Annotated in this window: 14 protein-coding genes; 7 read left to right on the top strand and 7 right to left on the bottom strand. The window is 69.2% G+C overall.

From position 1 onward, the window contains the following. The first annotated feature begins 138 nt into the window (after positions 1–138). From ACFVH0_RS33205 to ACFVH0_RS33215, 3 genes are read left to right on the top strand one after another with little or no spacing between them, the layout of a single operon-like run. Complete coding sequence (locus ACFVH0_RS33205) at positions 139–447, top strand: phosphotransferase (RefSeq protein WP_385826328.1); 309 nt, start codon at positions 139–141, stop codon at positions 445–447. 37 nt (positions 448–484) lie between these two features. Further along, positions 485–964, top strand: a complete 480-nt coding sequence (locus ACFVH0_RS33210; protein ID WP_385826329.1) for an HIT family protein — start codon at positions 485–487, stop codon at positions 962–964. Positions 965–1,023: 59 nt separating this feature from the next. After that, complete coding sequence (locus ACFVH0_RS33215) at positions 1,024–2,244, top strand: MFS transporter (protein ID WP_385826331.1); 1,221 nt, start codon at positions 1,024–1,026, stop codon at positions 2,242–2,244. A gap of 36 nt (positions 2,245–2,280) precedes the next feature. Here ACFVH0_RS33215 and ACFVH0_RS33220 read toward each other — a convergent pair whose 3' ends face one another. The 6 genes from ACFVH0_RS33220 to ACFVH0_RS33245 all read right to left on the bottom strand — a co-directional run bounded on the left by ACFVH0_RS33220 (position 2,281) and on the right by ACFVH0_RS33245 (position 8,301). After that, positions 2,281–3,180 (bottom strand): MurR/RpiR family transcriptional regulator, encoded by a 900-nt coding sequence (locus ACFVH0_RS33220; RefSeq protein ID WP_385826332.1) that lies wholly within the window; start codon positions 3,178–3,180, stop codon positions 2,281–2,283. 28 nt (positions 3,181–3,208) lie between these two features. Next, complete coding sequence (locus ACFVH0_RS33225; protein WP_385826334.1) at positions 3,209–4,459, bottom strand: M20/M25/M40 family metallo-hydrolase; 1,251 nt, start codon at positions 4,457–4,459, stop codon at positions 3,209–3,211. After that, on the bottom strand, positions 4,459–5,229 hold the full coding sequence (locus tag ACFVH0_RS33230; RefSeq protein ID WP_385826335.1) for an amino acid ABC transporter ATP-binding protein: 771 nt from the start codon (positions 5,227–5,229) through the stop codon (positions 4,459–4,461). The genes ACFVH0_RS33225 and ACFVH0_RS33230 overlap by 1 nt, the downstream gene beginning before the upstream one ends. Beyond that, positions 5,226–6,212: an amino acid ABC transporter permease gene (locus ACFVH0_RS33235; protein WP_385826337.1), complete on the bottom strand. Its 987-nt coding sequence runs from the start codon at positions 6,210–6,212 to the stop codon at positions 5,226–5,228. The genes ACFVH0_RS33230 and ACFVH0_RS33235 overlap by 4 nt, the downstream gene beginning before the upstream one ends. 1 nt (position 6,213) lies before the next feature. Then, positions 6,214–7,032, bottom strand: coding sequence for an ABC transporter substrate-binding protein (locus ACFVH0_RS33240; protein WP_385826338.1), 819 nt, complete (start codon positions 7,030–7,032; stop codon positions 6,214–6,216). 414 nt (positions 7,033–7,446) lie between these two features. Beyond that, positions 7,447–8,301, bottom strand: a complete 855-nt coding sequence (locus tag ACFVH0_RS33245; protein ID WP_385826340.1) for a MurR/RpiR family transcriptional regulator — start codon at positions 8,299–8,301, stop codon at positions 7,447–7,449. 62 nt (positions 8,302–8,363) lie between these two features. Between ACFVH0_RS33245 and ACFVH0_RS33250 the strand changes: the two genes are divergently transcribed. Beyond that, on the top strand, positions 8,364–9,230 hold the full coding sequence (locus ACFVH0_RS33250; protein WP_385826341.1) for an EamA family transporter: 867 nt from the start codon (positions 8,364–8,366) through the stop codon (positions 9,228–9,230). Positions 9,231–9,250: 20 nt separating this feature from the next. Here ACFVH0_RS33250 and ACFVH0_RS33255 read toward each other — a convergent pair whose 3' ends face one another. Then, on the bottom strand, positions 9,251–10,360 hold the full coding sequence (locus tag ACFVH0_RS33255) for a LacI family DNA-binding transcriptional regulator (protein ID WP_385826343.1): 1,110 nt from the start codon (positions 10,358–10,360) through the stop codon (positions 9,251–9,253). A 225-nt stretch (positions 10,361–10,585) separates the two neighbouring features. Between ACFVH0_RS33255 and ACFVH0_RS33260 the strand changes: the two genes are divergently transcribed. Genes ACFVH0_RS33260 through ACFVH0_RS33270 form a run of 3 tightly spaced genes read left to right on the top strand, consistent with a single transcriptional unit; the run spans position 10,586 to position 13,745 of the window. Next, positions 10,586–11,854, top strand: a complete 1,269-nt coding sequence (locus tag ACFVH0_RS33260) for an ABC transporter substrate-binding protein (protein WP_385826344.1) — start codon at positions 10,586–10,588, stop codon at positions 11,852–11,854. Positions 11,855–11,866: 12 nt separating this feature from the next. Beyond that, a complete protein-coding gene (locus ACFVH0_RS33265) occupies positions 11,867–12,835 on the top strand; it encodes a carbohydrate ABC transporter permease (RefSeq protein WP_385826346.1) in 969 nt (322 codons plus the stop codon). Then, complete coding sequence (locus ACFVH0_RS33270; RefSeq protein ID WP_385826348.1) at positions 12,822–13,745, top strand: carbohydrate ABC transporter permease; 924 nt, start codon at positions 12,822–12,824, stop codon at positions 13,743–13,745. The genes ACFVH0_RS33265 and ACFVH0_RS33270 overlap by 14 nt, the downstream gene beginning before the upstream one ends. The last annotated feature ends 34 nt before the right edge of the window (positions 13,746–13,779 follow it).

The following is a 13,779-nucleotide window of genomic DNA, read 5'->3' on the forward strand; positions in this document are numbered from 1 at the left end:
TGTCTTGTCCTCTCTGCGGCCCGGGCATCGGGCTACCCGGCCGGGGGCCGCGGCCACGGGCGCCCCCGCGCCGCCCTTGAGCGCCGGATCGGTTCGATTGGCGCCGGTCACCCTCCCCGCCTGGCCGGGGACGATGTCGTGCACCAGGACTTTCATCACAGCAATCTGCTCGCCGTCGACGGCACGGTCACCGGGGTCATCGACTGGGACGGAGCCGGGCGGGGAGACCGCCGTTTCGACCTGGTCACCCTGCGCTTCGGGATGCACGCACAGGAGCAGCCGCCGGGGGTCGTCCGTCGCCTCGACGACATCCTGGACGCACTGCCCGAAGACATCCTGCGCCCCTGCTGGGCCCATATGAGTCTGCGGATGACCGACTGGGCCATCCGGCACTTCGCACCGGGCGATGTGGAGCACTGGCTGGATCTGGCCGAGCAACGTCTCTGACGGAGACGGGTCGTTCGGGCCGGGGTAGGTTCCTGCCGTGACTTCGAACTGGCGGAACGACCGAATAGGCAGTGCGCTGAGAGGCGAGAACCCGACCGTGCTGCGCCGGCTGGGTTCGGGATTCGCGGTGATCGGGGACGTGCAGTTCCTGCCCGGGTACTCGGTGCTCCTGGTCGACCGGCCCCACGTACAGCGCCTTTCGGAACTCCCGCGAGCCGAACGGCTGGCCTTCCTCCGCGACATGGACCGGCTCGGCGAGGCCGTCGAGCGGGCCTGCCGCCGTGCCGACCCCGCGTTCCGCAGGGTGAACCTGGAGATCCTCGGCAACACCGACGGGTTTCTGCACGCGCATGTGTGGCCGCGTTACGAGTGGGAGCCGGACGATCTGGTACGCATGCCCGTCTGGCTGTATCCCCATGACCGGTGGACCGACGATCGTTTCGCGCTCGGCCCGCGGCACGACGCGCTGCGGGCGGCGATCGGCGAGGAGCTGGACGGAGCGCCGGCGGTGAGCTGACGGCGCGGCTCCGCTCCACTGGCCGCAGCCACCACCGCGACACCCACAACAGGAGAATCATGGAGTCCACCGTCGAGGCGCCCGCGGCCCGTCCGACGCCCTTGCGGGTTCCGGCCTTCCGGCGGTTCGCGCTCGCCACTCTCGTCTCGGCGACCGGCTCCGCGATGGCGCCCCTCGCACTCGCCTACGCGGTGATCGGCCAGGGCGGCGGAGCCGGGTCGCTCGGTGTGGTGCTGGCGGCCAATTCGGTCCCCACGATCGTCTTCACCGTCGCGGGCGGTGTTCTCGCGGACCGTCTGTCACGCAGCCGGATCCTGTTCCTCAGCAACCTGCTGGCCGCGGCCGCGCAGGGCGTGCTCGCGACGCTCGTGGCCACCGGCCATGCGACAACCGTTTCGATCGCCGGGTGCGGCTTCGTCTCCGGGATCGCCACAGCCTTCACGGCTCCGGCCGCGACGGGCGCCGTGGCGCAGATCGTCGCGGCCGAGCATCTGCAACGGGCCAACGCGCTGCTCCGGCTTCCGAGCAATGCCGTCAAGGTGCTCGGCCCTGTCGCCGGAGGGGTGATCGTCGCGGTCGGCGGGCCGGCCTGGGCCCTGTCCTGGGACGCGCTCAGCTTTCTCGTCGCGGCCCTGCTCCTGCTCGGCCTGCGGCTGAGCGCCCCGGTCACGACGAGCAGCGCCCTGGCCGATCTGCGGGCGGGGTGGTCCGGATTCCGGTCGCGCACCTGGCTGTGGACGTACACCGCCGCCGGAACGGTGGTGGTTGCCGCGTGGCTGGCCGGGTTTCAGCTGCTCGGTCCCGTGATCGCGGCCGAGCGCTATTCGGGGGCACGTTCCTGGGGGCTCGTCCAGGGCGCGTTCGCGTTCGGGCTGCTGGCGGGGACGGTGGTGTGCCTGCGCTGGAAGCCGTACCGGCTGCTGGCCGTCGCCGTGATCACCGGCGCCGGGCTCTGTCTGCCACCGGCGGCACTCGGCCTCGGTCTGGCCCTGCCGTGGGTGCTGCTCGCCACCGTGCTCGCGGGCGTCGGGCTGGATGTCGCCATCGTGTCGTGGAACACCGTGCTCCAACAGCAGGTGCCCCAGGAGGAACTGGGCCGGATGAGCTCGTTCAACGGTGTCGGGGAGCGGATCGCCGTCCCGCTCGGCTACCTCGTCACCGCCCTCGCCGCACATGCCTGGGCCGACCGGACCGTACTCCTGGTCTGTGCCGGTGCCATCGTGGCCACCACAATCCTCAACCTCTGCGTACGGGACGTGTACCGCGTCAATCGCGCCTGAGCGGGCGGGCGTGTGCTGAAAGGCGCAACCGCCGTCTCAGGCCGGCCCGGAGTCGTCCGGCTGGATACCTGCCCGGCGGGACACGTCCTCGCTGTGCTCCAGATGGCTGCGCCCCTCCTCGCCGAGCTGCCCGATCACCCCTGCGAGCACCGTCTCGACGGTGGCCAGCGTCGGGACCATGCTGTCGTACGGCGAAGGCGCGGCGACATGACTGGGCAGGACGACGTCGGCGAGGCTGGTCACCGGCGAGAGCCAGGCGTCGGTGAACAGGACGACCTTGCTTCCGCACTGCGCGGCCATCCCCGCGATGACGATCTTGTCCGGTTCGTAGCGCCGGTAGTCGAAGACCACGAGGACGTCCTGTCGTCCGAGACCCGCCAGGACGGCAGTCCGCTCCACGTCGCGGTCCGGCAGGATGACCACGTCGCCGCGCAGCTGCATGAGGTGCAGCCCCAGGTACTGCGCCAGCAGATGCGTGAACCGGCCGCCGGCCAGGATGACGCGACGCTTGGGGTGGCAGAGCAGGGAGATCGCCGCCTGCACGTCGTGGGGTGGCAGTTCCCGCAGCGTGCGGGCGACCTCGGAACTGAACACGTCCTGTCCGCCCTCGGGGTGCGCCGTGTCCCGCCCCTCCTCGTCCGGTGCGCCGGGTGACGCGGCTCCGTATCCCCGTGTGCTGTAGAGCTGCAGGGGTGAGGCGCCGCGTTCCTCCAGTTCTCCCCGCAGCGCCGCCTGGAAGTCGGGAAACCCCTTGTAGCCGAGCCGGTTGACGAATCGGATCACCGTGGGCGCGCTCACCGTGGCGCGTTCGGCGAGCGTGGCCACCGTCTCGAAACCGGCCGACGGGTAGCCGGCGAGCAGCACCCGGGCCACCTTGCGCTCGGCGGGGCTGAGGTCACCGAACCGTTGCCGGATCTCTTCGGCGAGTGAGGACATGGGCCGGGCGCCACCTTTCTGAAGAGGTTCAGGTTACGCGGACCGGCGCGCTCCGGGCATCCGGGTCGGCTGTCGTCGTGGAGCCGAGAGCCGTGATCAGTGCCGCGAGCAGGGCAACCCGGTGCGGGACCGTCGTCACGTCCAGCCATTCCTCCGGGCTGTGGTCACCGCCGCCGACCGGGCCGAGGCCGTCGAGCGTCGGCACCCCGGCTCCGGCGATGGTGTTGGCGTCGCCTACTCCACCGGTGGCAGCGGCCCCCAGGTCGAGGCCCAGCTCCGCCCCGGCTTCCCGGGCGCGGGCGAACACGGCGCGGGCCGCCGGGGTGTCCTCCATGGCCGGGCATGTTTCCGTCTGCCGCACGGTGGCGCTGGTGCCCGGTACGGACAACTGGGCGGCGGCCACGACGATGGCCTGCCTGGCACGCTGGATGCCCGATTCGGTCGAGGAGCGTACCTCCACATGCAACTCGGCCTCGGGGCAGACGATGTTGATACGGCTGCCGGCCCGGATCATCCCCACATTGACCGTGACGTCGCCCCACCGTCCGTTCATCTCCTGGCAGGCGATGAGCAGTTGAGCGGCTGCCAGTGCGGCGTTGGCTCCGCGTTCCGGTTCGATGCCGGCGTGTGCGGCCCGTCCCCTGACGGTGATCAGGAAGTCCGCCACGCCCTTGCGGGCGATGACGAGGTCGCCGTTCTCCCGGGCGCACTCCAGGCCCAGCCCGTAGTCGACGGCCCCGGCGAGCTCCGCGGTCACCCGGCGGCTGGCCGGGGAGCCGATCTCCTCGTCGGGGGTGGCCAGGAAGACGATCTCCGCGAAGTCCGTCAGTCCGCGCCGCAGCAGGATCTCCACGGCGGTGAGGCCGGCCAGCAGGCCGCCCTTGTCGTCGCTGACTCCGGGGCCGTGGGCCAGCGGGCCGTCACGGGTGAAGGGGCGCCGCGCCGCCGTCCCGTCGTCGAAGACGGTGTCCAGGTGTCCGGCGAGGAGGATGCGCCGTCCGCCCTGCTCGGCAGGGATCCGGCCGGGCAGCCGCCCCACCACCAGGTCACCGAAGCGCATGTCCCGGCCCGGGACCGTGACGGGCGTCCGGTCCACCTCGAACCCCAGGCCGGTCAGGCGCTGCACGGTCCAGGTCGCGATGCGGTTGACTCCTTCGGGGCTGTACGAGCCGGAGTCGATGGACACCAGATGTTCCAGGTCCGCCAGGTAACGGGGCTGGAGGGCGAGGGCGTCGGACAGCAGCGGGGCCGCCCTGCCCAGCTGCCGTGCTTCGGGCATCACAGGACCTTCGACAGGAAGGTGCGGGTGCGTTCCTGCCGGGGATCGCCGAGTACCTGCCGGGGGTCACCGGCCTCGACCACGACACCGCCGTCCATGAAGACGGCCGTGTCCGCGACCTCCCGGGCGAATCCGATCTCGTGCGTGACGACGACCATCGTCATCCCCTCCGCGGCCAACTGCCGCATCACGTCGAGCACTTCCCCGACCAGTTCCGGGTCCAGGGCCGACGTCGGTTCGTCGAAGAGCATCAGTTTGGGCTTCATCGCGAGCGCTCTGGCGATCGCGACACGTTGCTGCTGGCCGCCGGACAACTGGGCCGGATAGCGCTCGGCACGGTCGGCGAGGCCGACCCGGTCCAGCAGCCGCAGGGCGTCGGAACGTGCCTCGGCCCTGGTGACGCCGGCGACCTTCACGGGCGCCTCCATGACGTTCTCCAGGGCTGTCAGGTGCGGGAAGAGATTGAACCGCTGGAACACCATCCCGATGTCGCGGCGGGCGCGGGCGATCTCGCGTTCCTTCAGCTCGTACAGCCGGTCGCCCTGCTGCCGGTAGCCGACCGGGGCACCGTCGACGGAGAGGCTGCCTCCGTCGATCTTCTCCAGATGGTTGATGCAGCGCAGGAACGTGGACTTCCCCGAGCCGGAGGGGCCCAGCAGGCAGCAGACGCGCCCGCGTTCGACAGTCAGGTCGATGCCCCGGAGCACGGAGACCTTCCCGAAGTGTTTGCGCACGCCCTCGGCGTGCACCATCGGCGTTTCCACAGTCATCCCTTCATGTCGGTCGATGCGGCGGGGGCGGTCCGGGAGATCCGGAGCGCGGCACCCGTGACGAGGCGTCGCAGCGGCCCGGCGGCAGGGGTGGCGGGTGAGGTGCCACGGCCGTAGCGGCGCTCCAGCCAGGACTGCGGCAGGCCCAGTGCCGTGACGAGGATCAGGTACCAGATGCCGGCGACCACGAGCATGGGGATCACCTGGTAGTTCTGGGCGTACACGTCCTGGATGTTGGACATCAGGTCGTGGGCGGAGATCACCGAGACCAGAGCGGTCATCTTGAGCATGTTGATCGTCTCGTTCCCCAGCGGAGGGATGATGACCCGCATGGCCTGGGGCAGCACGATGCGCCGGGTGGTCAGGGCCGGGCGCATGCCGAGCGACTGGGCGGCCTCCGCCTGTCCCGTGTCGACGGACTGGATACCCGCGCGGACGATCTCGCTCGCGTACGCGGCCTCGTTCAGTCCCAGTGCCAGGAGTGCGGCGACGGTGGGGGTGAGCACCGTGTTGGTGTCCATGTCCAGGAACGTGATGTGGGTGAACGGGATGCCGATCAGGATGTGTTTGTAGAGGGCACCCGCGTATCCCCAGAAGATGATCTGGACCAGGAGCGGGGTGCCGCGGAAGACCGATACGAACGCGTTGGCCAGGACCCGGAGCACGGGGTTGGACGACAGGCGCATCACGGCCACGAGAACGCCCAGCCCGAGGCCGACGGCCATGGCGGCCGCGGTGAGCCACAGTGTGGTGGCCAGGCCGTCGAAGACGAGGCCGGCGAAGACGTAGTGCCCGACGATGTCCCAGTGCAGGTTCTTGTTCCCGGCGAGGGAGCCGGTCAGGCCGACGAGGGCGGTGAGGGCTGCCGCGGCGGCCAGCCATCGGCCCCAGTGACGGATCGGTACGACGGTGAGACTCTTCTCGGCGACCGGTGCGGTGGCCTGGGCGCCGCGTACGGACCCGGCGGGTGTGAGGGCGGCCATGTCAGGACACCGCCGCGTTCCTGGTGGCGTGCTTCACGGCGATGGAGGCGGCGCCGTATTTGTCGCAGATCTTGCCGAGCGTGCCGTCGTCGATGAGTGCCTGCAGGGCCTTCTGGATCGCGTCGGTCAGCCCGGGAAGCTGTTTGCTGACACCGATGCCGTTGGGTGTCGCCTCGTAGCCACCGCCTGCGGCAGGGTCTTCGACGACTTCGAAGGCACGGCCGCCGTCGGCGGTCTTCGCCGTCCAGCCGGCGCCGGGCTTCGTCACCAGATCGGCGACCACCTTCCCCGCGCGCAGGGCGAGTTGGGCGTCGGAATCCTTCGGGAACGTCTGGATGGAGACGGCACCCCTACCCGCTTCGGCACACTTGGACTGATGCGCCTTCAGCACTTCCAGCTGGTGGCTCGCCGCCTGGGTACCGACCTTCTTGCCGCAGAGATCGCCGAGCCGTGCGATCCGGTCCGGATTCCCCTTGACCACGAGGATCCCCGAGCCCGATACGGAGTAGTCCACGAAGTCCAGGACACGCTGGCGCTCCTTGGTGTCGGTCATGGCCGACATGACCGCGTCGAACTTGCCGGCCTGGAGGGCGGGCACGATGCCGTCGAACTTCTGGGCCGCGAAGGCGAATCGCACCCCCAGCTTGGCGCCGAGCGCCTGGCCGAGGTCGTGATCGAGCCCGGTGAGCTCGGGCCGCCCCTCGGTCTTGAACATGATGAAAGGCGCATACGGTACGTCGGTCGCCACCCGGACCGTACCGCTGGACCTGATGGCCGAGGGCAGAGAAGCGTGGAGTTTCGCGTCGCGAGTGACGTGCACACCCGCGACGGTGACATCACCGGTGGGAGCGGCGGCGTCATCGACGGCGCCATCTTTTCCGCATGCGGACAACGCCGTGGACGATGCGATCAGCAGTGCGGTGGCCGCTACTGCGCGGCGGGCTGGGCGGGTAGGCAAGACGGACCCCTCTCGCGGAACTGCCGTGCGGCTGGTTCAACCGCCGACCGGATGCCCGCACGTTACACGTAGGGTCCATTTTGGCCACACCGTAATGCCCGTAACAGGTCGATAACAGTCGACCACGATGACGAAACGGGCCATTATCGGTGGATTACCCGCCTCCTTACGCGACCCTCGTATCGCACCTCGCACCGAGGGTTCGTTTCAGAGTGCCGACCTCCAGGCGAATATGTAACGCATTCGACATGAGACACCCGCAGCCGCCCGGCCGGGTCAGTAGGTGTGGTCGGCGGTGACGTCGGCGGAGAGCCGGAGGGTCTGTTCCGCCGTGGTCGCGCGAAGGCCGAGGAGGGTCTGGGTGAGCGCGTCGACCGTGACGAGGTGGGCGATCCGGCTGGCCGTGGTCTCCAGCCCGAAGACGAGGTCCTGCCCCCCGGCGACGAGAGTGTGCGTGCAGGTCTCGCTCAGGGGCGACTGCGCGTAGCTGGTGAGGCCGATGACCTCGGCGCCAGCGCGGCGGGCACGGCGAGCGGTGTCGACGGTACTGCGGGTGGCGCCGGTGTGGCTGATGGCCAGGCAGACCGCACCCGAGGGCAGTTGGGCGGCGGCGAGCTGGGCGGTGAGGGGGTCCGCAGGGGCGTCGACGACGCACCCGAGGGCACGCAGTCGGTAGGCGGCGTCGGCGGCCACGGCGGCGGAGAGGCCGGCCGCCGCGACCACGATGCGGGGCGCGGCGTCCAGCGCGGCGGCCGCGGCGAGCAGCCGGTCGGCGGTCAGCGTGGTGGCGAGGTCGTCGAGGGCTTCACGGGAGGCATGGATCGTGTCGGCCAGGGCGCGGGCTGCCGGGTCGCCGTTGGGATCCGGCTCCGGTGCGCGGGTGGGGCTCTGGCGCGCTGCCGCGATCTTCAGTTCCTGGTAGCCACGGAAGCCGAGGCGCTGGCAGGCACGGACGACCGATGACGGCGCCGTGCCGGCCAGGGCGGCGACGTCGCTGACGCTGAGCCCGACGAGGTCGGCCCCCTGGTCGAGGATCACCTGCGCGACACGGGCCTCGGTCTCACGGAGCTCCGGCAGCTTGGCCCGTACGTGAGCGCCGAGCCGGTACTTGTCGGCGGAATTTTGTTCCATGTGATTAGAGTAGCGCGGAATCTCATTCCAGATAGTCTGCTGCCGCCTGGAGCCCTTTCGCCATGCCCTCGTTCCTTCCCGCGGGTACAGCCGTGCCCGCAGCCGTGCTCACCGCCGCCGTTCTGCATGCCCTGTGGAACGCAATGGCCCACCACATAACCGACAAACTGGTTGGTTTCACCCTCATCAACCTCGCGTACACCGGCTGCGCGGCGGTCCTGGTCTGTTTCACACCGATACCCGAAGCCGCAGCCTGGCCGTTCATCCTGGTTTCCGCCGCACTGGAAGTGCTCTCCCAGCTCTTCCTCCTGCGCGCCTACCAGCTCGGGGACTTCGGCCAGATGTACCCCATCGCCCGTGGCACCGCCCCGCTGCTCGTGGCCGTCGCCTCCGTGACCGTGCTCGGCCAACCGCTCGCGGCCGCCGAAATGGCGGGGGTGCTGGTGATTTCCGCAGGTCTGGCCGGTCTGGCCTTCGCGGACGGGTGGCCCGGACGCGCCCAGCTCCCCGCACTCGCCGCGGCGGTGGCCACCGGCGCGGTCATCGCGTCCTACACAGTCGTCGACGGCACGGGCATCCACAGCTCCCAGACCGTGATCGGCTACATCGCATGGCTCTTCCTGTGCCAGGGCCCCGTCCTGCCGCTGCTGGCACTGGCCCGACGCGGCCGCCCCCTGTTCGCACAGCTCAAGCCGGTCTACGGGATCGGCCTGGCCGGCGGCGTCGTCTCACTGACCGCCTACGGCCTCGTCATCTGGGCGCAGGCCCACGGCGACCTCGCGACCATCGCGGCCCTGCGCGAAACCAGCATCCTCATCGCGGCGCTGATCGCCACGCTCCTCTTCCGTGAACGGTTCGGGCGGCTGCGCCTCACCGCCGGCGCGGCCGTCCTCGCCGGCATCGTCGTACTCGAACTCGCCCATCCCTGACCCGCCCGGATGAGCCCCTGCTACGCCGTCCGGCCCGCGACCGGCTGCTCCGGTCCGCCCGGTGCGGGGATCACCGGGGCAGCACCGGTCGGCGCCGGGGCCGTCGACTCCCGTACGACCAGCCTCGGCCGGATGAGCAGCGACCGGCCCGCCGCCGGGGCCGAGTCGATCCGGGCCCGCAGCTGCTGGAAGGTCTCCGCGGCCATCTCCGGCAGCGGCTGGCGGACCGTGGTGAGCGGCGGTTCGAAGAGGTCGGCGAGGAGGATGTCGTCGAAGCCGACCACGGAGACGTCCTGTCCGGCGTTGCGCCCGGCATCCTTGGCACCGCGGCAGATCCCGATCGCGCACATGTCGTTGATGGCGACGAACGCGGTGGGCGGGCGCGGGCCGCCGAGCAGCTCCCTGGCGGCGTTTCGCCCCAGTTCGGCCGCGTCCTTGTCACCGAACTCGGTGGCATCCGCGCCGGGCCAGACGATCGCGTCGGCCGGGTCGAGACCGGCCGCCTCCAGGGCGGCCCGGAAACCGCGCAGCCGTTCGCGGCGGTTGACACTGTTGACCGAGCCGGAGACGAACGCCAGCCGACGGTGGCCCAGTTCGATCAGATGACGGGTGGCGATCTCGGCGCCCATCGCGTTGTCGACGCTGATGGAGGCCAGCGACGGCGGATCGCCGGCCTGCGCGGTGCGGTCGAAGGCGACCATTTTCAGCCCTCGGCTCAGCAATGGTGTCATGTGGTCGAGCGAGGGCAGCGAGGAGCAGAGCACCACCCCGCTCACCCCGTCCGCGAGCAGCTCCTCGCCGTACTTGAGCTCCCGGGCCGCGTCGCGCTCGCTGTTGCAGAGCAGTACGTGGTACCCCTCGGCGAGCGCGATGGCCTCCAGCTCGCGGGCGAGCGCTCCCCAGAAGGGGTTGGCGACCGACGGCACGATGAGGCCGATGACCTTGATACGGCCGGTGCGCAGCATCCGGGCGGCTCGGTTGGGCCGGTAGCTGAGCTGCTCGATCACCTGCTCCACGCGCGCCAGCGTGGCCGCCTGCATACGGTCCGTCCGTCCATTGAGGACGTTGGAGACCGTGCTCGCGGAGACCCCCGCAGCCTCCGCGACCTGATGGATCGTTACCCCGCTCATGCCACCTCCGGTTCGGAACTCGCTAGACCATACCAGTGTATCGATTTACTGAACTTCGTTTACCGGTACACCCGTTAACATCCCCGAAAATTCATGTGCATCAGCTGTTGACGTCGCTCTCACGGCGTTCCTAGCATCAGTGCATCGATTTACCAGCACTTCCCAGCCATGGCTGGGTCTCATCGCTGGTTCGATCCACAGCCTCCACCTCAAAAGGGGTGTTCCATGCAACTCAAAAGACGGTCGCTGCTTGCCGCCATCGGCGCCGGTACCGCTGCCGCCGCGCTCAGCGGGTGCGGAACCGGCACTTCGGCGACAGGCTCCGCCGACGGTCCCGCCGAAGGTGAGATCACCCTACTCACCCCGATCTACGAAGGTGCCGACGGCAAGACGCTGTTGGAGAAGGAGATACTCGGCGGCTTCCGGAAGAAGTATCCGGACGTCAAGGTGAACGTGGACTACACCACGTACGCCCAGCTCAACGAGAAGATCACCACCGGTCTCGCGGGCGGTCTGCTGCCCGACGTGCTGATGATGGGCGTGGGCTGGATACCGCCGTTCGCGGCCAAGAAGGCGATCGCCGAGCTGCCGGAGAAGTTCGCCGCCGCGCACGACTACGAGAAGCGGGTGCTGGAGCCGTCCCGGTACGACGGCAAGCTGTACGCGCTGCCGGTCGTCCTCGACACCCGCATCGTCGTCTACCGCAAGGACCACTTCGCCGAGGCCGGCATCAAGAAGACCCCGGCCAACTGGGCCGAGCTGCGCGCCGTGGCCAAGCAGCTCACCAAGGACGGCCGGGTCGGATTCGACCCGTTCTCCATCGAACTGCGCCAGTGCTGGGAGACCTTCCTCTTCGCCAACGGCGGCCAGCTGTTCAGCGCCGACGGCAAGAAGGTGCTGTTCACCGACGCCCGCGGGGTCGAGGCGCTGCAGTTCTTCAAGGACCTCGTCAAGGACGGTTCCGCCGACTACGCCAAGAAGACGGAACTCGGCGCCCCGACCAACGTACAGACCGGCAAGGCGTCGATGATGATGACGTCCAGCGCGCTGTGGAGGCAGGCCGGGCAGCAGACGCCGGACCTGATCAAGGACGACAAGCTCGGAGCGTTCGTCCTCGCCAACCGCAGGCCGGCGATGCTCCAGGGCGGCACGCTCGTCACCCAGTCCGCCAGTTCCAAGCACCCCGCGGCGGCCCGTGCGCTCGTCGAGTACCTCGCCACGCCCGAGTCGATCCTCGGCGCGGCCAAGCAGCGTGGTTCGGTGCCAGGTCTGAAGGACCTCAGCGACACCTCGTACGTGAAGGAGAACAAGTTCGTCGATCTCTCCCTGCAGAGCATGGGCGACGCGTGCTCCGAGGGCGGCACCGCCGCCTGGATGGAGATCCGCGAAAAGATCAAGCCCACGCTGGAGCCCGCGATCGTGGGCAACCAGTCCGCGAAGGACGCCATCGCGGAACTCGGCCGGCTCGCCGAGGCCGCGATCGGCCGGATGTAAGGACCCGTCACTGTGGGAGCGACATCCGTATTGAAGGCGCGCCCCGCGCCGCCCTCCGCCCCGGACGGACGCACGGTCGCGAAGAAGCGCACCGGCCGGGCACCGACGGGGCCGGGGCGCCGCAGGCAACGCGCCGGCATGCTGATGGTGGCGCCCGCGCTGCTGCATGCCTCGCTCTGGATCGGCCTGCCGGTCGTCGCATCGGTGGTCCTGGCCTTCACGAAGTACGACGTGCTGACGGCGCCGCAGTTCGTGGGTCTGGACAACTTCAGCGAGATGATGGGCGACGCGGTCTTCCGCAAGTCCATCGTCAACACCGTCATCTACACCTTCTTCACCGTGCCGTTCGGCATGCTGCTGGGGCTGCTCGTCGCCCTGGCGCTGCACACCGGTCTGAAGGCCAGGGGCATCTTCCGTACCGCGGTCTTCCTGCCGCAGGTGACGGCGACCGTGGCGATCGCACTGGTCTGGCTGTGGATCTACAACCCGGGCAACGGGCTGCTGAACACACTCCTGTCGTTCCTCGGGATCGACGGACCGGCCTGGCTCGCCTCGACCTCGTGGGCGATGCCCTCGGTGATCCTGGTCGGCATCTGGCAGGGCATCGGCATGAAGATGCTCATCTACCTCGCCGCACTCCAGTCCCTGCCGAAGGAGCTGTACGAGGCGGCTTCGGTGGACGGTGCATCGAAGGTCCGGCAGTTCTTCTCGATCACACTGCCGCTGCTGAAGCCCGCGACGTTCTTCGTCCTCATCACGTCGATGATCAGCGCGTTCCAGTCCTTCGACCAGATCTACATCCTGACCGACGGCGGTCCCGCCAACAGCACCACGATGATGACGTACGAGATCTACAAGTCCGCCTTCCGGGAGTTCCGCGTGGGCTACGCCTGCGCCCAGTCACTGGTGCTGTTCGTGCTGCTGATGGGCTTCACCCTGGTCAACCGGCGGATCATGGGAGGCACCCGTGGCCACAACTGAGCTGACCGGGACGGGGATCGCGACGAAGTCCCGGGCGGGGAAGAGCGGCAAGCCGCTCACCGTCGGCCGGATCGCGCTCTACGTGACCCTCACCGTCGTCTCGCTGCTGATGGTGGTGCCGTTCGTCTGGATGGTGCTCACCTCGCTCAAGACCCCGGTGGAGATCGCCTCCCAGGACGCCGGACTACTGCCGGAGCACTGGGAGTTCGGGAACTATGTCGATGCGCTGAAGGCGGCGCCGTTCGCGACGTACGCACGCAACAGCTTCATCATCGCGTTCAGTCACACCCTGATCAATGTGGTCGTGGCGTCGATGGCCGGGTACTCGCTGGCGCGGATCAAATTCCGGGGCAGCGAGGTCATCTTCTACCTCTTCATCGCCGCGCTGATGATCCCCACGTACACCAAGGTGCTGCCGGAGTTCCTGATCGTCCGCTTCATGCCGCTGGCCGGCGGGAACGACATCTTCGGCCAGGGCGGCAGCGGCTGGCTGGACTCCTGGTGGGCGCTGATCATTCCCGGCGCCGTCACCCCGTTCGCGGTCTTCCTCTTCCGGCAGTTCTATCTGGACCTTCCGGTGGAGCTGGAGGAGGCGGCCAGGCTCGACGGTCTGGGCGAGTTCCGGATCTACGCCCGGATCATGACGCCGCAGGTCAAGCCCGCGCTCACCACCGTGGCGCTGCTGACCTTCGAGTCGTCGTGGAACAACTTCCTCTGGCCGCTGCTGGTGACCCGCACGGACAGCCTGCGGGTGATCCAGGTGGGGCTCTCCGTCTTCAAGACGGAGAACGGTCCCCAGTGGCACTTCCTGATGGCCGGCACCACGCTGGCCACCCTGCCCATGGTCATTCTCTTCCTCATCGGCCAGCGCTACTTCGTGCAGGGCTTCGCGACCGCCGGTCTCAAGTGACCGGTTCCGGTCCCCGGTGACCGGCTCGGGCCCC

The sequence above is a fragment of the Streptomyces sp. NPDC127117 genome (assembly GCF_042677325.1).
GTDB lineage: Bacteria > Actinomycetota > Actinomycetes > Streptomycetales > Streptomycetaceae > Streptomyces.

Bases quoted from the DNA above. Each gene is read 5' to 3' on its own strand.
- ACFVH0_RS33215 (WP_385826331.1), top strand. From the start codon at position 1,024: ATGGAGTCCACCGTCGAGGCGCCCGCGGCCCGTCCGACGCCCTTGCGG.
- ACFVH0_RS33220 (WP_385826332.1), bottom strand. From the start codon at position 3,180: ATGTCCTCACTCGCCGAAGAGATCCGGCAACGGTTCGGTGACCTCAGC.
- ACFVH0_RS33225 (WP_385826334.1), bottom strand. From the start codon at position 4,459: ATGCCCGAAGCACGGCAGCTGGGCAGGGCGGCCCCGCTGCTGTCCGAC.
- ACFVH0_RS33230 (WP_385826335.1), bottom strand. From the start codon at position 5,229: ATGACTGTGGAAACGCCGATGGTGCACGCCGAGGGCGTGCGCAAACAC.
- ACFVH0_RS33235 (WP_385826337.1), bottom strand. From the start codon at position 6,212: ATGGCCGCCCTCACACCCGCCGGGTCCGTACGCGGCGCCCAGGCCACC.
- ACFVH0_RS33245 (WP_385826340.1), bottom strand. From the start codon at position 8,301: ATGGAACAAAATTCCGCCGACAAGTACCGGCTCGGCGCTCACGTACGG.
- ACFVH0_RS33250 (WP_385826341.1), top strand. From the start codon at position 8,364: ATGCCCTCGTTCCTTCCCGCGGGTACAGCCGTGCCCGCAGCCGTGCTC.
- ACFVH0_RS33255 (WP_385826343.1), bottom strand. From the start codon at position 10,360: ATGAGCGGGGTAACGATCCATCAGGTCGCGGAGGCTGCGGGGGTCTCC.
- ACFVH0_RS33260 (WP_385826344.1), top strand. From the start codon at position 10,586: ATGCAACTCAAAAGACGGTCGCTGCTTGCCGCCATCGGCGCCGGTACC.